A 15,991-nucleotide genomic window follows, 5' to 3' on the forward strand; every position below is an offset into this window, starting at 1 on the left:
AACTACAAAGATGCTGAATTACAGCAACACAGCCGAGCTTGGCCGGCATAGCCGGGGCCGCGGGTTAGGCTAATTTTTAGCGCCCACGCGGGCCCGCTTGCCGCTGCCCGTGATAAACGGCACGGGGGCCGCGGTTTCGGTGCCGGCGGCATTGCGCGAGCTTACTTCCACGTAGTAAGTGGTACCCGGCAGCAGGTCGGTGAGCGTGAGGCTGTGGCGGGTGGTGAGGGCGGCATCTACCCGGCTTTCTTTCAGCTCTTTGGCCGTGAGGCCGTAGCGCACCCGGGTGTCGCCGGGGTTCAGCGTGGAATACACAATGGTGAAGCCGGTGGGGTTAACGTCGACGGGCACGGGCTCCTCGGTGAGGCGCGGCAGTCCCCCGCCAAGTACCAAATCGGACGCCAGGCGGGGCAGCAGCTGGTAGCCCCCGGTGCCGCCCGGCGCAAACTGGCTCAAGATACCCCGGATGTCAAAGCTGCCGGCGGTGGGCGGCGTGGCGTTTACCAGGCCGTCGGGGCCGGTGCTGGCGGCACCTACCCGCATGAGGGCCCCAGCCTGACCATCGAGCAGGTAGTTGGCATTGCCACTGAAGGCAGTAGCGGGGGGGCCGGTGGGCGTGGCCAGGCGGGAAACGCCTTTAATGTCGAGCAGGCGGCTTTCGTTGGCCTCGATGAATGCCGTGCTCACCTGCGCCATGGGCACCGGTATGGCGTGCAGCCGCAAGCCGCCCGCAATTTTGTGGAACGAGGCCACGGGGTCCATTTCCAGCAAGCCGTTGTACACCTTGAGCTGGCCGGTTACCTGAATGCTGTCGCCGGCCCGGAGCTCGCCGTAGCCGGGCAGCTTGGTGGGCTGGGCGTAGAGGGCCAGGCCGGCCTCGCCGTCCTGCACGTAGCGAATATTGCCCATCTCGGCCCCGTTCAAAACCACGGCGCGCACCGTGACGGTGCTGCCTGCGCCCAGGGCCCGGGCGGCTTTCAGGGTGAGGACCGGCGCGGCGGGTGGCGTGGCACTGGCCGCAACGGAAGAGCCAGAAACCAAGGCGGCTAAGAGGAGCAAGTTGTTCAGAGTCATAAATTGCAAAATAGGTAGACCGACCAAAGGGGAGCTATTGCAAAGTTCAGAACAAATTCAACATTATTAGCCATTTATCGCTATTAATATTGGGCTTAACCTCAGTGCTACTAAATCACAAAATGTTAACTTCCGGATGTAGCTCCACGCCGAACTGCTGGCGTACGGAGGCGATAATTTCCTCGGCAAGTTGGCGCAGCTCGTTGCCGGTGGCGCCGCCGTGGTGCACCAGCACCAGGGCCTGGCGGTCGTGCACGCCGTGGGTGCCTTCGCCGGGGCCGCGGCGCAGCCCTTTCCAGCCGGCCCGCTCAATAAGCCAGGCGGCGGGCACCTTCACGCCGCCGGGTACGGGGTAGCCGGGCAGCTCGGGGTACTCGCTTTTGAGGTGGTCGAACTTGGCCTGGGAAATCTCAGGGTTTTTGAAAAACGAGCCCGCATTGCCGACCTGCGCCGGGTCGGGCAGCTTGGAGCGGCGGATGTGCACCACGGCCCGGCTCACGTCCTGCGGGGTGGGCTCGCCTTCGATGCCCAACTCGGCCAGCGTTTCGGTGATGGCGCCGTAGCGCACATTGGGCTTGGCCTGGCGGTGCAGGCGCAGCACCACGGCCGTCACCACGTACTGGTTTTTGAGGGTGTTCTTAAACACGCTTTCGCGGTAGCCAAAGCCGCACTCGCCGGCCGTGAAAATGCGCAGCTCGCCGGTAGCCAGCTCAACGGCTTCGAGGTGGTCGAAGGTGTCGCGCAGCTCGGCGCCGTAGGCTCCAATGTTCTGGAGCGGGGCGGCGCCCACCGTGCCGGGAATGAGCGAGAGGTTTTCGATGCCGCTCAGGTCCTGGTCGAGGGAGTATTCAACCAGGCCGTGCCAGCTCTCGCCGGCGCCGGCCCGTACCAGCGCGGTATTCGTGTCGCCGTCTTCGGAGATGATTTCCAGCCCGCGGATTTCATTTTTCAGCACCACGCCGTCGAAATCCTGGGTAAACAGCAGGTTGGAGCCGCCGCCGAGGATGAGCTTTTCCGACGCCTGCACTTCGGGCAGCTGCAGGAGTTGGCGCAGTTCGTCGGCCGAGGTGAAGCGGGCAAAATAGCGGGCCTGTACGTCGAGGCCGAAGGTGTTGTAGGGGCGGAGGGAAACGTGTTGTTCGAGGGCGGGCATCATGCCGTAAAGGTAGGGGCGAGCTTTCAAGCCTCGGGCGTAAGGCCCCCGTATCCGTACCCAACCGTGCCATTATGGAACCCAAGCAAACCATTCGCCTCAGCAAGTTTCTGAGCCGCCACCTGCGCCACGCGCCCGCAGCCATCGGCCTCACCTTGCAGGAAGGCGGCTGGGTAGGAGTGGATGAGCTGCTGGCGGCCTGCGCCGCGCATGGCGTCCGCCTCAGCCGGGAGCAGTTAGCTCAACTGGTAACGGGCAGCGACAAACAGCGCTTTGCCTTCGATGCCAGCGGCAAACGAATCCGGGCGCAGCAGGGCCACAGCGTGACCGTCGATTTGCAGCTTGCGCCGGTTAAGCCTCCCGCCGTGCTTTACCACGGTACGGCTCCGGCCGCGCTGCCAGCTATCCAGCGCGAAGGGCTGCATAAGATGAATCGCCACCATGTGCACCTCTCGCCCGACGTTGAAACATCCCGCCGCGTAGGCGCCCGCCGGGGCCGCCCCGTGCTCTTGGCCATTGACGCCAAGGCGCTCCACGAAGCCGGGGGTGTGTTTTACCAGTCCGGCAACGGCGTGTGGCTAATAGACCACGTGCCGCCAGAGTACCTGAAGGAGCGGTAAGTGGCTCAAGATGACAGGGTAGTAAGCATTACTACCGCACGCGGTAGCCACTCAGGGCGTAGAACAGCAAGTACAGGTAGCACAGCATGGGCACCACAAACGCCACGTGCAGTCCACCGCCGTTGGTCGCGAGCCAGCCCATCAGCGGGGGGATGATAGCGCCGCCCACAATGGCCATAATCAGGTAAGACGAGCCTTGCTTGGTGAACCGGCCGAGGCCCGTGATGGCCAGCGGGAAGATGACCGGCCACATGATGGAGTTCATCAGGCCGCAGAGCACGATGAGCCACAAGGCGGTTTCGCCGTGGCTCAACAAGGAGGCGCCTACCAGGGCCGCGCCGGCCGCGCACACGGCAATGAGCAGCGCGCGGTTGTGGAATTTCAGCAGCAGCGGAATGCCCACCAAGCGGCCCACCAGCGAGCCAAACCAGTACGAGGAAACCAGCACCGCGCCCACCGCTTTGGTGAAGCCAGCCGAGGTATCAATAGGAGAGGGCTCCTGCCCAAACAGCACCAGCGTGTAGTTGGTGGCCACGTTTAGCCCGCGCACTAGGCTCTGGGTGAAGGCCGAAAGCTGCTGAATGCCTTGCGACTCGCCGTAGCGAATCAGAAAAGAACCCAGCCCAACTTCGACGCCAACGTACACAAAAATGGCCACCACGCCCAGCACGAGGTGTGGGAAGCCGAGGGCACTTTCGCGGTGCACCACCTGTAGCGTGCCATACTCAGCCAACTCGGCGCCACTGGCTTCGTTTTCGGGCTCCATGCCCTCAATCTCGGGCAGCTTTACCAGGAAGAAAAAGACGGCGGCCAAGACCACCAGAAAAACAGCCAGCCCAACGTAGGGGCCTTTTACGAGCTGCGCCTCTTCACCCAGGCGTTGGGCTACCGGCAGGGCCGCCAGCCGCGCCTTCAGCGCCACCGAGCCGCCGAACAGCACCAGACCGCCCACCAGGGGCGAAAGGCTGCCGCCAAAGTTGTTGGCCACGCCCACGATGCTTACCCGGGCCGCGGCATTGCGCGCGGGTCCCAAAACGCTGACGTAGGGGTTGGCCGCCACTTGCAGCAGCGTTATGCCCGCGCCCAAAGTGGCCAGGGCCGTGAGGAACAGCCCGAAGGCCCGCGAGTCGGCGGCTGGCACAAACAGCAGGGCGCCGCCCGCCATCACGAGCAGGCCCACCACAATGCCGCGCTGGTAGCCCAATTTTTTGAGCACCCAGCCGGCGGGCAGCGACATCAGGAAATATGCCCCAAAAAAGGCCGACTGTACCAACGACGACTGCAAGTCGGTGAGCTGGCACACGTCCTTGAGGTAGGGCATGAGCACGTCGTTGAAGTTGGTGACGGCGCCGAACAGGAAGAACAGCGTCGTCATCAGCACCATGGGCCCGGCGTAGGAGCGGGTGGGCGCAGCGGTGTTAGCAGAAGTAATAAGGGGTGCGGTTGCCATGCTGGGAGTTTTTGGGTGGCTAAAGGTAGAAATAAGTGGCACTCTGTTGCCGGAGCCCGACCTTTGCACCCATGCACCTTACCGCCACCACCCAGTTCGGCCTGGAAGAATTGCTCGCCGACGAGCTGTACCACCTCGGGGCCGACATCACGCACATCGGCTCGCGCGCCGTCGAGTTTATCGGCGACCACCGCCTGCTCTACGAAGTGGCCTTGTGGAGCCGGCTGTCCATGCGCCTGCTGCGCCCCTTCGCCGCCTTCCACGCGGCCGACGAAAAAGGCCTGTACCGTGAAGTGAGCCGCATCGATTGGGCTGATTTCATCGGCCCCGGCCAAACCTTCGCCATCACAGCCGTGGTCAACCGCTCTACCTTCGAGCACTCGCTGTTCGTGGCCCAGCTCACCAAAGACGCCATTGTGGACCAGTTTCGGGAGCGCACCGGCAGCCGCCCCGACGTGGACACCCGCAACCCCGACATCCGCCTGCACCTGCGCATGTCGGAAAACGAAGTCATCCTCAGCCTCGACGCGGCCGGCGACTCGCTGCACCGCCGCGGCTACCGCCAGCACACCAACGAGGCCCCGCTGAACGAAGTGCTGGCCGCCGGCCTCGTGTTGCTCTCGGGCTGGGACGCTAAAAAGCCCCTCATCGACCCCATGTGCGGCTCGGCCACCATCCTCACCGAGGCCGGCCTGCTGGCCCAGCGCATCGCGCCCGGCCTGTTTCACCAAGGTAAGTTTGGGTTTGAAAACTGGTACGACTTCGACCCCGAGCTCTGGAACCAGGTGCGCGAAGAAGCCAAAGCCCAGCGCCTCGAAGAGCCCCAGGCCTACATCGCCGGCTCCGACCTCGACCCCAAGGTCATCGACATGGCCGCCGCCAACATCACCGCCGCCGGCCTGGAAGACTGCATCCGCCTCTCGGTGCGCGACGTGAAAGATGCCACGCTCCCCAAAAACCAGGAGCCCGGCATCGTCATCACCAACCCGCCCTACGGCGAGCGCATCGGGGAGGAGGCCGACATGGCCGCCCTCTACAAAACCATCGGCGATGCGCTGAAGGCCAACTTCCAGGGCTACGATGCCTTCGTGTTCACCGGAAATCTGGAAGCTGCCAAGAGCATTGGGCTGAAAACGGCGCGCCGCACGCCGCTCTATAACGGGCCGATAGACTGCCGCTTGCTGAAGTACGAGCTATACCGCGGGTCGCGGCGGGAGCCGAAAGCGGTGTAACGAATCTCATACGTGGGAACCTCACCCCCGGCCCCTCTCCAAAAAAGAGGGGAGCCGAACGGCTTGGTTGATGATAACAAAAAAGCAGAACCGGTGCCCCCTCTTTTTTGGAGAGGGGGTCAGGGGGTGAGGTTCCCCAGCGCCGCCTAACATCCCCATATGGAAGAGCCTACTCGCAAGTTCGGCGGCCCACAAGAGCACATCTTTACCACTACCGTTCGCACCTGGGACAAAGCCAAAGCTTACGCTCGCGAAAACCGGAAGCAACCAACGCCTGCTGAGCAAAAGCTTTGGCAATACCTGCGAGGTTCCAAGCTAGGCGCTAAGTTCCGACGCCAGCATGCCATTAACTTTTTTATCGTTGATTTCATCTGTCTTGAAGCCAAGCTAATCATTGAGTTAGATGGTGAAATACACGCTACGCCAGACCAAGCCGAATACGATGTCGGCCGTACCTTCACGCTAAAGGAATTAGGCTACCGCGAACTGCGTTTCACCAACCAGCAAGTGCTAAATCAATTGGATGAAGTGCTTGCCACCATTGCCGAAAATCTGAAAGTCAACACACTAGAATACCCGTCTGGCTCCCCCTCTTTTTTGGAGAGGGGGCCGGGGGGTGAGGTTCCCAAGAATACCATGCCCGACACCCTTACTACCGCCACGCCCGACCTGCTGCCCGCTGCCCGCCAGGCCCTGAAACGGTATTACGGCTACGACAACTTCCGCCCCATGCAGGGCGAAATCATCCAGCACATTCTGGCCGGCAAGGACACCGTGGTGCTTATGCCCACCGGCGGCGGCAAATCGGTCTGCTTCCAGATACCGGCGGTGGTGTCGGAGGGTACGTGCATCGTCGTCTCGCCCCTCATCGCCCTGATGAAGGACCAAGTAGAAGCGCTGAAAGCCAACGGCATTGCCGCGGCTTACATCAACAGCAGCGTGGGCCAGGCCGAGGCCAACGACATTGCACGGGCCGCCGTCGGGGGCTACCTCAAGTTGCTGTATGTTTCTCCCGAAAAGCTGCTTTCGGATGGCTTTTTGCAGTTTCTAAACCGGGTTAACATCAGCCTGTTTGCCATCGATGAGGCGCACTGTATCTCGAGCTGGGGCCACGATTTTCGGCCCGAGTACACCCAGCTGGGTCAGCTGCGGAATCATTTCCCCAGCACGCCCATCATCGCCCTCACGGCTACGGCCGACCGCCTCACGAAGCGCGACATCATCACCCAGCTCAACCTGCACGAGCCCAAGGTGTTCTTGTCCAGCTTCGACCGGCCCAACATCAACCTGCTGGTGCGCCCAGGGCAGGACCGGGTGGGCTCGGTGCTCGACTACATTACCCGCCACCCGCAGGACCCCGGCATCATCTACTGCCTCTCGCGCAAGACCTGCGAAACCATCTCGCAGAAGCTGATTGCCAAAGGCGTGAAAGCCGCCCACTACCACGCCGGCCTCACGCCGCTGCAGCGGGGCAAGGCGCAGGAAGCTTTCTTGCAGGATGATATTCAGGTGATTGTGGCCACCATCGCCTTTGGCATGGGCATCGACAAGAGCAACGTGCGCTGGGTGATGCACTACAACCTGCCCAAGAACATCGAAGGCTATTACCAGGAAATCGGCCGTGCCGGCCGCGACGGTGCCCCCAGCACGGCCATCCTGTTCTACAGCTTCGCCGACGTGATGCAGATGCGCGAGATGGTGACCAAGGACGTGCCCGCGCGCCAGGCCCAGCTCAACACGGCCAAGCTCGAGCGCATGCAGCAGTTTGCGGAAGCCGCCTCCTGCCGCCGCAAAATCCTGCTCAACTACTTCTCCGAAACGCTGGGCGAAGACTGCGGCAACTGCGACATCTGCCGCAACCCGCCCACCACGTTCGACGGGACGCTTATTGCCCAAAAGGCACTGTCGGCGGTGTTCCGCAGCCGCGAGCGGGTGGCCATCAACCTGCTCATCGACATCCTGCGCGGCATGCGCAACCAGGCCGTGCTGCAGGGTGGCTACGACCAAATCAAAACCTACGGCGCGGGCCGCGACCTGCCGTACCTCGATTGGTACAGCTACATCCACCAGATGCTGAACGACGGCCTATTCTACATTGCCTATGAGGAAGGCTACGCCCTGAAAATCACCGAGCGCGGCCACCAGGTGCTCAAAGGCCAGCTCACCTTGCCGCTCCGCAAATTCCAGCCTTCGGAGAAAGCTGAAAAGCCCACCCGTGCCGGCAAGAAGGCGGCCGTTACGGCCACTATTGGTACGCCTGAGGCGCAGCTGTTCGACAAGCTCCGCAAGCTGCGCAAGCAGATTGCCGACGAGCAAGGCGTGCCGCCCTACGTCGTGTTTTCCGACGCCACGCTGCAGGAAATGGCAGCCGAGCGTCCCGTGAGCCGGGTGGGAATGCTCGGGATTTCGGGCGTGGGCATGAAGAAGTTCGAGACCTACGGCGAGTCCTTTATCAAGCTGATTTTGGAGCACGCCGGCGGGCAGTACGTGCCCTCCGATTCGGACAACATGTTCAGCGAGCCGCCTCGCCCCCGGGTGGCGGCGGGCGCCCGCGCCGCCGTGGCAGCTGCCGACAAGCCCGTGAGCGACTCCGAGGACGCCACCATCCAGTTTCACCAGATGGGCCTCACGCCCGAGGATATTTCCGAACGCCGCGGCCTGGCACTGAGCACCGTGAAAACGCACCTCTACAACGCGTATGCGAAAGGCCGCGAGCTGCGCATTCACGATTTTGTGAGCGATACCGAATTGGCTCAGATTTTTACGGCCCGGGCCCAGCTAGGTGGCGAGCCCACGTTGCGCGACTTGTTTGACCACTTGCGCGAGAAGTACGACTACTTCCAGCTGCGCATGGCGGCACTGTACCACAAGCGTTTGCGCGGCCAATAACCACCATAAAGCCTGGGCTGGCCGCTTGCTGCTTGTTTAGCAAGTGCGCCTGCCAGAGCCAGCTAGGACCTCCGTATTTGGTCAGAAATGCCCCTGTGCCAAAAATAGTAAGCAAGTAGCTCAACGCTAAAGTGGTGGGCAGAAAATTATTAGCTAAGTGAATTAGTAAATTCGCGGCTGCGTTGCTAACTTCACCAGCCGAATCTGCGTTAAGACCAACGCCATTCCCGGCTGCTGCCCTTCCCGATGATTAATACCAACCTCAAGTTTTGCCGGCGTGAATTGGCCCTCACGCAGGCCCAGATGGCCGACAAGCTCGGCATCAAACGTTCCCTGGTGGGCGCCTACGAAGAAGGACGCGCCGAGCCCCGGCTAGCCACGCTCGTCAACATGGCGCGTCTGTTTGGCATCACGCTCGACCAGTTGGTGACCACCGACTTTAGCAAACGCAAGAACGCCAAAGCCATTGGGGCCATGCGCGCCCAGGAGCCCGCCATGGCTATTAACGGCGAAGACGACACTGACCCGCCCACGTCACCGGCCGGGGGCAAGCTCCGCATCTTGGCCCTGACCGTGGACAAGGACCAGAACGAAAACATTGAGCTGGTACCCCAGAAGGCCGCCGCTGGCTATCTCAACGGCTACGCCGACCCCGAGTACTTGGAGGTACTGCCCAAGTTCCGGCTGCCTATGCTTTCGCAGACGGGCACGTACCGAGCCTTCGAAATTGCCGGCGACTCCATGCTTCCCATTTCCAGCGGCACCGTGATTGTGGGCCGCTACGTGGAGGATTGGGCTACCATCAAGGACGGCACGCCGTGCGTGGTGGTGAGCAGCAAAGACGGCATCGTGTTCAAGCGCCTGTTTAATAAGCTGCGCTCGAACGCCATGTTTGTGCTGCACTCCGACAACCCGAACTTCTCGCCCTACGACATCAACGTGGACGACGTGCTCGAAATTTGGGAAGCCAAAAGCTACATCAGCAGCACGTTCCCCATTGCCGAGCTCTCGCTTGAGCGCGTGGCCAGCCTCGTGCTCGACTTGCAGCAGCAAGTGGCCTTGCTCAAAAAGGCGTAAACAGAACATTCGTATTGCTATTTTGCAAGCCCTTCCGTAGCCGCGGAAGGGCTTTGCTTTTGGCGGGTGCTAACTATGCAGCGCGCCGGCGCGTATGCGCTTCACGCCAACCTTTGTTTTTGCCCTATGCTCAAGTACATTTCTGCCGCCGACCGCCACCATGCTGCCCCTGCTGCCTGGCTCAGCAGCTATTTCCTGTTTTCGTTCGCCGATTATTTCGACCGCGACAACATGCATTTCGGCCCGCTGCGGGTATTCAACGACGACAGCGTGGCGCCGCAGTCCGGCTTCCCGCAGCACCCGCACTCGGAAATGGAAATTGTAACGCTGGTGCTGGACGGTGAAATCACGCACCAGGACACGATGGGCAACAAAACCACCATCAAAGCCGGCGAAGTGCAGCGCATGACCGCCGGCACCGGCCTGGCCCACTCCGAGTTCAACCGCCAGGACAAGCCCCTGCACCTATATCAGCTCTGGTTTATTCCCGGCCAAAAAGGCCTGGCCCCGAGCTACGAGCAAAAAGACCTGGATTTCACCACCGGCAATAAAAACGAATTGGTGCCGCTCGTGACGGGCCAGAAAGTGCTTGAAGACGTGGTGTACATGAATTCGAACAGCACCGTGTACTGGTCCAACCTGAGCGAAGGCAAAGAAATCGAATTCAAGACGTTCCCCATTCGGCTTACCTTCATCTACGTCAAGGAAGGCACTATTTTCGTCAACGGAACCGAACTAGGGCCCAACGACCAGGCCCGCATGACAGACGACGACGTGGTGCAAATCCGCGCCGAAAAGGACGCTCAATTTATCTTAATTGACCTGCCGGGTACCGAGGCTAATTATTAGCAAACCCTGATTACAGCGCATAAAAAAAGCCGGGAATTCCCGGCTTTTTTTATGCGCTGTAATCAGCTCAATTTAGAAGTTGTACGACACGCCGGCCGAGTAGCCGGTCGATTTGCCCAGGTTGCGGCCGGCCACGTAGGTGCTGGCGCCCAGCACCACGCCAAAGCCTTGGGCCAAAGGCCGGTAGATGCTAGCGCCTACTCGCACAAAGTTTACGCGCGTGGCCGGGAAAAATCCGTTGAAGCCTTCTTCCGAAATGTCGGTGCCGCCGTTTGATTCCTGGAAGGAGGCAAAGCCTTCCAGGTAGGTTTTGGGGCCGGCGTAGCCCAACTTGGCCTCGCCCACCAAGGCGTTGGGCACCAGGCCAGTGCGCAGGCTGTAGCCTACCTGGCCCGTGGCAAATACCCCGGAGCTGGTTTTGAGGTGGGCCACGCCGGCGGCCGTGTACTTCGTGGCGTGGTTGCCGATGGCGATGATGTAGCCGTAGCCCGTTTTGGTTTGATAATCGCTGATGGGGGTGCTCAGGCTGACCACGCCCAGCAGGTCGAGGATGCTGCTGCCGATTTCCCGGCTGTAGGCCTTGAACTTAAGGATACCGGTGAGGTCCTGCAGGCCCTGGCGCACGTTGGTGTAGCCGGCCGTGGAGTAGAGGGCATCCAGGTCGTTGATAACGGCACCCGCGGCTTTGCCCTTCGACTGGATATAGGGTAGGCTCACAATGGCGTCAATCTTGTCGCTGAGGCCGTAGGTGGCGTAAAGATTGAGCGAATTGACCCGCACCTCCTGGAAAATGGGCACCCCGTCGATTTGCTTCGGCGCGAGGTACACCGTTTCGTAGCGTTCCGTGGTGCCCGACACCACCACCGAGCCGTGGCCTTTGCCTGCCATAAAGCCGCTCACCACGCTTTGGGCCTGCGCGGTAGAGGCCGCCGCCCCACATAAAAAGGTACTTAAAATCAATGCGGAAAAATTTCGCATAAAAAGAGGATGAAGAAAAATTAGGGAACAGAATTACGCTCCCGATAGCAAGGAAAAACCAGCCCTTCCGGAGCTGGCCACGCTGCAATTTACGGGTGGGTTTAGGTGCCTGGATTTACCTTCGTGCAATCCGTGGGGCTTTTAAATACGTTTGTATTCAGGGTATTATGATGAAACTACAGTTTAGCCCGACGAAGTAAAGTTTTTGCACGATGAAAAAAAAATACCATTTACTGCCAACTCTAGTGTTGAGCTTATTCCTGCTGGGCGGCTGCGCAAAAAATGAGGAAGTGGCCCCGTCCATCACCAACATTGCGGTCGCAAATCCCGACTTCCAGACCTTGGAAGACGCCGCCATTCGGGGCAATGTGGCCCTGCTGCTCGGCAACAAAAACCCCAACGATGGCGGCAACTACACCGTGTTTGCGCCCACCAATGCGGCCTTCGCCCGCCTGGGGCTGACCTCGGCCCAGGACCTGACGGTGCTGCAGCAGCCGTTTTTGCGCAATACCCTGTTTTACCACGTGTTCAGTGGCACGCTGCCGGGCAGCGCGCTCACGCCCGGAAGCAGCTCAACATCGGCGTTGGCGGGGCTACAGCGGCGCATCATCCGGCGGGCCGATAATAGCCTGTACGTGAACGGCTCCAAGATTCTGGGCACCGATGTGCGGGCTTCAAACGGCCTGATTCACCCCATTGATAAAGTGCTGTTGGCCACGGGGGCCGATGTGCTCAATTCGGCCCTGGCCCTCAACAACGGCGACGTGTTCGTGAAGCCTGAGCTGACCTTTCTGGTGGAAGCGGTGCTCTACTGCAACCTGGCCAGCGCGCTTACCGCCACGCCCGGCAGCGCTCCAATCACCGTTTTTGCTCCCACCGACCAAGCCTTTAAAGACCTGGGCGTGCTGCTGAACGTGCCCCTCAACCAGCCCAAGGACATCCGGAAACTGCCAGTAGCCGTGGTAACCAGTGTGTTGCTCAACCACGTGGTGGGCGGTGCGCAAGGCGGCAGGTTCACGCCGGAGCTGCCGGAAAGCACCACCGTGCTTTCGGCGGGCGGCGCACCGGTGGTGCTGGGCGCTTTCACCAACGGCGTGCTGACGGTGAAAGGTGGCGGCAACGGCACCAGCGTGGCCAACATGGTGATTCCCGACGTGCAGTGCACCAACGGCGTGGTGCACGTCATCGACCGGGTGTTGCTGCCGTAGCGCCCGCCGGAACTGTTTTATTAAAGAATTAGAGAAGCCTGGACTCACCCAATCGGGGCGGCCGTGCCATTGCGTAGTTTGATATGTTGACAATTATTTTCCGTTGGGTGGGCCCGTGGGCGGTGCTGGCTTGGTTGCTGCCAGCGGCGGTATTGGGCCAAAAAGCCTCGCCGACTACGGCCGGGCGGGTTAGCCCAATTACCCGGCCCACGGCCAATACCTATCACACCGAGCAGGTGTCCATTCTGAGCCAGCCCGGCAACGTGCGACTGGCGGGCACGCTCAGCATTCCCGATGGGGCCGGGCCGTTTCCGGCCGCGGTGCTGCTATCCGACATGGGCAGCCAGGACCGCGACGCCCGCCAGGGCGACTACCGCTTGTTTGCGGGGATAGCTGCTTCTTTGGCCCGCCAGGGCATTGCCGTGTTTCGGTACGATGACCGGGGTGTGGGCCAATCCGGCGGCAGCGCCAGCCAGGCCACCACCGCCGACTTCGTGCGCGATGCCCAGGCCTGCCTCAACTACCTGCGCCTGCGCCCCAGCATCGACCCCGCCCAAACCGGCCTCATCGGGCACGGCGAGGGCGGCAATGTGGCCTTGCTGGCCGCCGCCCAACCCGCGCCGCCCGCCTTCGTCGTGACGCTGGCCGCGTCGGGAGTAGAAGGGCTGGACCTGCTGGCCCACCAAGCCGAACCTATCACCAACCCCGCCGATACCGCCCGGGCCGGGACCGCGCGGCGCCAGGCGTGGGCTGACGTCCTCAGCAAAGCCGACAAGCTGCGCGCCAGCGGTTCCAACGCGGCGCAGGTGGAAACCTACATTGCCCAGCAGCGCCTCAAGGCCCGCAGCGAAGAGCGCAAGCAAGCCGAAACCACACTTAAGTTTCGTCGCATCATGCTGGACATCGTGCGGCAAACCGCCAACGACGACCAGGCCCAGGCCATTGTGGTGAACATGCTACGCCAGCGCTACCCCGACCAGGACGCTGCCATTACCCGTCGGCGCGCCACGGAGCTCACCACGCCCTGGTACCGCTATTACCTGAAATTCAACCCCCAGCCTGCGCTGGCCGATGTGCAGTGCCCTGTATTGCTGGTCCATGGCAGCAACGACCACGATGCCAGCCCCACCAACCTCGTGGCTCTGGAAAAAGGTCTGAAAGCCAACAAGAAAGTGACCACCCGCCTGCTGGGCGTGAACCACTGGTTCCAGACCCCCGCCTCCGAACTCCTGCCCAACGCCGACGGCACCGTGGACGCCATCATCTCAGCCCAACTGCTGGACTCGCTGCGCGACTGGATTTTTGAAGTGATTAGGTAGCAAAGCGCTTAGGCAAAGAGCTCTATGTTGAGCCCAGTATTTCGGTATACCGTCTGAAAAAATCGCCTGTCATGCAGAGCACAGCGAAGCATCTTATCACACTAGAACTATTTGTTCTAACTTGATAAGATGCTTCGCTGTGCTCTGCATGACAGACGACTTGCTTCTAAGCTACGCGAGAGACTTGGCTTCGTTAGGCATGAATCTCTGACACGGCTTTTTAGCCTTTAGGAATTACATCGTGTATTTCCGCCCTTTGTTCTGCTGCTTTAGGTAGGCCATCAGCGGCTGGAAGTAGTCGACCATGGCACGGGCCGAGAGGTCTTCGCCGGTTTTCTCCTTCAGCACCACGCGCCAGTCGCGGCTGGAGCCGGGGCGCATGATATCGCGCAGGAAATTGCCCACTTCCTTGTTGCCGTAGTAGTTGGTGGCGTGTGGGTCCTGGTGCAGAATGTTCTTGGCGATGTGGTCGTGGAGCTGAAACAGGATGACGTAGCTCAGGGCGTAGTCGTAGTACTGCGCGGGGTCGTCGTTGATGTGCGTTTTGGTGGCGGGGTCCAGGTAGTTTTCGCCGCGCGTGGTGGGCGGCACCATGCCCTGGTACTGCTTGCACAGGGCCCACCACTTGGCGTTGAGCTGGTCGGCGGGTAGCTTGTCGGCGTAGAAGCTGTTTTCCCACTCGCTCATCACGCCGGAGGCGAAGGGGATGAACACCACGTAGCTCAGGGCCTCTTTCAGCAGCTGCTGGGTCTGGTCGGTTTTGGTGTTCGGTTCAATCAGGCCCAGGCCGGCCAGGAAGGGCTTTTGCTTGGCGGCCAGGCCCATCATCGAGCCAATGGCTTCGTGGTAGCCGCGGTTGGCACCCTGGCGGAGCAGGGGCGGCACGTCGGGGTTGGAGTAGCTTAGGTAATAGAAAATGTGGCCCAGCTCGTGGTGGGCGGTTTCATACCATTCGGTGTTGGCCTCCACGCTCATCAGGCTGCGCACGTCCTGGTTCAGGTCGATGTGCCAGGCCGAGGCGTGGTTGTTCTTTTTGTAGCCCGCGTCTTTGGGCAGGGGGTAGAGGCTACTCTTCTCCCAGAACGAGGCCGGCAGGGCCGGGAAGCCCAGGCTCTGGTAAAACCGCTCGCCCTGCTTCACCTGCCACTCGGCGCCTTTTTTGGCCAGCACGCCGTCGAGGTTCAGGCCTTTCACGTCCACCATTGAGCCCCAGTCTTGGCCCCAGCGGTTGGGCAGCCAGTGGGCGGGCAGGTAGTCGGGCACCTGCTTTACCTTGTATTTCTTGGCCAGCTCGTAGCGGGCGTAGGTGTGCAGCTCGCGGTAGAGCGGGCGCAGCTCGGTGTTGATTTTGCGCACCAGGGCCATCATTTCGTCCCGGGTCAGGCCGTAGTCGCTGGCTTGGTACGTGAAGTAATCGGGGTAGCCCAGGGCCTGCACGGTTTCGTTGCGCAGGTCGCGCAGGTTGAGCAGGCCTTCTTTGAGGGTGGGGCCGATGGCCTTGCTGGCTTCCCAGATTTGCTGGCGTTTCTGCGGATTGGTTTCCTTGCGCAGCAGGTCGTCGATGTCGTTGGTCGTGACGGACTTGCCCGCGTACTTGTAATCGAAGCCGTACAGCTTTTCGGTCTGGGCGGCTTCAGCCTGAATGCGGCGCTTCACCACCTCGGCCACGGTCTGGGGGTTGTTGGCGGCGTTGTAGAGGGCCGTTTCCAGCTGCTTGGTTTGTAGGCCGGTCAGGTCGGCTTTGTGGGCCAGCAATTCGCGGAGCTGCCGGATATTTTCGGCGCTGCCCGTGAAGGCGGCCATGCGCTGGTTGGCGCGGGTGGTGGCGCCGGCGTTGGCGGTGTCGCCGGGCACGATGTGCGTGTTCGACCGCCACTCCGCCTCGCTAGAGGCCGTGTAGAGGCGCACGTACTCGGCATTGTAGCCGGCCAGGAATTCCTCCGCCTGGGCGCGATAGTCGGGCGTGGCTGGGGCGGCGGGAAGGGCCGTAGCAGTCGGGGCGGTGGCCACGGGGGCTTTTGCAGTGGGAGCGCAGGCGGACAGCGAGGCCGCCGCCAGAATGGAAAGCAAGGGCGTTTTCATGGGGCAAAGAAATGCATTGGCGCGGGCTTTCCCGGGGCGGTTACTCCTTAGCGCCAGCTG

Annotated in this window: 12 protein-coding genes and 1 pseudogene; 8 read left to right on the plus strand and 5 right to left on the minus strand. The window is 61.4% G+C overall.

The genetic code is table 11. From position 1 onward, the window contains the following. Nucleotides 1–69: 69 nt before the first annotated feature. Both LJ738_RS03365 and murB read right to left on the minus strand, forming a co-directional pair. Nucleotides 70–1,074, minus strand: coding sequence for a fibronectin type III domain-containing protein (locus LJ738_RS03365; protein ID WP_227784905.1), 1,005 nt, complete (start codon nt 1,072–1,074; stop codon nt 70–72). A gap of 115 nt (nt 1,075–1,189) precedes the next feature. Beyond that, nucleotides 1,190–2,227, minus strand: coding sequence for a UDP-N-acetylmuramate dehydrogenase (gene murB / locus LJ738_RS03370; protein ID WP_227784950.1), 1,038 nt, complete (start codon nt 2,225–2,227; stop codon nt 1,190–1,192). 74 nt (nt 2,228–2,301) lie between these two features. Here murB and LJ738_RS03375 point away from each other — a divergent pair, with 74 nt between their 5' ends. After that, nucleotides 2,302–2,847 carry an RNA 2'-phosphotransferase gene (locus tag LJ738_RS03375; protein ID WP_227784906.1) on the plus strand — a complete coding sequence of 182 codons (546 nt, stop codon included), beginning with the start codon at nt 2,302–2,304 and terminating at the stop codon, nt 2,845–2,847. Nucleotides 2,848–2,878: 31 nt separating this feature from the next. Here LJ738_RS03375 and LJ738_RS03380 read toward each other — a convergent pair whose 3' ends face one another. Beyond that, nucleotides 2,879–4,297: a sugar MFS transporter gene (locus LJ738_RS03380; RefSeq protein WP_227784907.1), complete on the minus strand. Its 1,419-nt coding sequence runs from the start codon at nt 4,295–4,297 to the stop codon at nt 2,879–2,881. A gap of 71 nt (nt 4,298–4,368) precedes the next feature. Between LJ738_RS03380 and LJ738_RS03385 the strand changes: the two genes are divergently transcribed. From LJ738_RS03385 to LJ738_RS03405, 5 genes and pseudogenes are all read left to right on the plus strand, one after another. Continuing rightward, the gene (locus tag LJ738_RS03385; protein WP_227784908.1) at nt 4,369–5,529 is read left to right on the plus strand and encodes a THUMP domain-containing class I SAM-dependent RNA methyltransferase; all 1,161 of its coding nucleotides are present in this window, start codon (nt 4,369–4,371) and stop codon (nt 5,527–5,529) included. A gap of 159 nt (nt 5,530–5,688) precedes the next feature. Further along, nucleotides 5,689–6,072 (plus strand): annotated as a pseudogene (locus LJ738_RS21580) (endonuclease domain-containing protein); the annotation flags it as partial. Between the two features lie 93 nt (nt 6,073–6,165). Further along, entirely contained in the window at nt 6,166–8,418 is a 2,253-nt protein-coding gene (recQ, locus tag LJ738_RS03395) for a DNA helicase RecQ (protein WP_227784951.1), read from the plus strand. A 246-nt stretch (nt 8,419–8,664) separates the two neighbouring features. Then, nucleotides 8,665–9,495: a LexA family transcriptional regulator gene (locus LJ738_RS03400; RefSeq protein ID WP_227784909.1), complete on the plus strand. Its 831-nt coding sequence runs from the start codon at nt 8,665–8,667 to the stop codon at nt 9,493–9,495. A 126-nt stretch (nt 9,496–9,621) separates the two neighbouring features. Beyond that, a complete protein-coding gene (locus tag LJ738_RS03405) occupies nt 9,622–10,344 on the plus strand; it encodes a pirin family protein (protein WP_227784910.1) in 723 nt (240 codons plus the stop codon). Nucleotides 10,345–10,416: 72 nt separating this feature from the next. On the opposite strand, the gene LJ738_RS03410 is transcribed toward LJ738_RS03405, so the two are convergent. Beyond that, complete coding sequence (locus tag LJ738_RS03410; protein WP_227784911.1) at nt 10,417–11,322, minus strand: hypothetical protein; 906 nt, start codon at nt 11,320–11,322, stop codon at nt 10,417–10,419. Between the two features lie 245 nt (nt 11,323–11,567). On the opposite strand from LJ738_RS03410, the gene LJ738_RS03415 reads away from it, so the two are divergent. Together LJ738_RS03415 and LJ738_RS03420 are read left to right on the plus strand one after the other, a co-directional pair. Continuing rightward, nucleotides 11,568–12,530 (plus strand): fasciclin domain-containing protein, encoded by a 963-nt coding sequence (locus LJ738_RS03415; RefSeq protein ID WP_227784912.1) that lies wholly within the window; start codon nt 11,568–11,570, stop codon nt 12,528–12,530. Between the two features lie 83 nt (nt 12,531–12,613). Next, a complete protein-coding gene (locus LJ738_RS03420) occupies nt 12,614–13,849 on the plus strand; it encodes an alpha/beta hydrolase (RefSeq protein ID WP_227784913.1) in 1,236 nt (411 codons plus the stop codon). A 234-nt stretch (nt 13,850–14,083) separates the two neighbouring features. On the opposite strand, the gene LJ738_RS03425 is transcribed toward LJ738_RS03420, so the two are convergent. Beyond that, nucleotides 14,084–15,931: a M2 family metallopeptidase gene (locus LJ738_RS03425; protein ID WP_227784914.1), complete on the minus strand. Its 1,848-nt coding sequence runs from the start codon at nt 15,929–15,931 to the stop codon at nt 14,084–14,086. Nucleotides 15,932–15,991: the final 60 nt, after the last annotated feature.

Origin of the sequence: Hymenobacter plasmatis (assembly GCF_020711255.1) — a bacterium.
Taxonomy (GTDB): Bacteria; Bacteroidota; Bacteroidia; order Cytophagales; family Hymenobacteraceae; genus Hymenobacter.

Coding starts and splice junctions, on each gene's coding strand:
- LJ738_RS03365 (WP_227784905.1), bottom strand. CDS start 1,074: ATGACTCTGAACAACTTGCTCCTCTTAGCCGCCTTGGTTTCTGGCTCT.
- murB (WP_227784950.1), bottom strand. CDS start 2,227: ATGCCCGCCCTCGAACAACACGTTTCCCTCCGCCCCTACAACACCTTC.
- LJ738_RS03375 (WP_227784906.1), top strand. CDS start 2,302: ATGGAACCCAAGCAAACCATTCGCCTCAGCAAGTTTCTGAGCCGCCAC.
- LJ738_RS03380 (WP_227784907.1), bottom strand. CDS start 4,297: ATGGCAACCGCACCCCTTATTACTTCTGCTAACACCGCTGCGCCCACC.
- LJ738_RS03385 (WP_227784908.1), top strand. CDS start 4,369: ATGCACCTTACCGCCACCACCCAGTTCGGCCTGGAAGAATTGCTCGCC.
- recQ (WP_227784951.1), top strand. CDS start 6,166: ATGCCCGACACCCTTACTACCGCCACGCCCGACCTGCTGCCCGCTGCC.
- LJ738_RS03400 (WP_227784909.1), top strand. CDS start 8,665: ATGATTAATACCAACCTCAAGTTTTGCCGGCGTGAATTGGCCCTCACG.
- LJ738_RS03405 (WP_227784910.1), top strand. CDS start 9,622: ATGCTCAAGTACATTTCTGCCGCCGACCGCCACCATGCTGCCCCTGCT.
- LJ738_RS03410 (WP_227784911.1), bottom strand. CDS start 11,322: ATGCGAAATTTTTCCGCATTGATTTTAAGTACCTTTTTATGTGGGGCG.
- LJ738_RS03420 (WP_227784913.1), top strand. CDS start 12,614: ATGTTGACAATTATTTTCCGTTGGGTGGGCCCGTGGGCGGTGCTGGCT.
- LJ738_RS03425 (WP_227784914.1), bottom strand. CDS start 15,931: ATGAAAACGCCCTTGCTTTCCATTCTGGCGGCGGCCTCGCTGTCCGCC.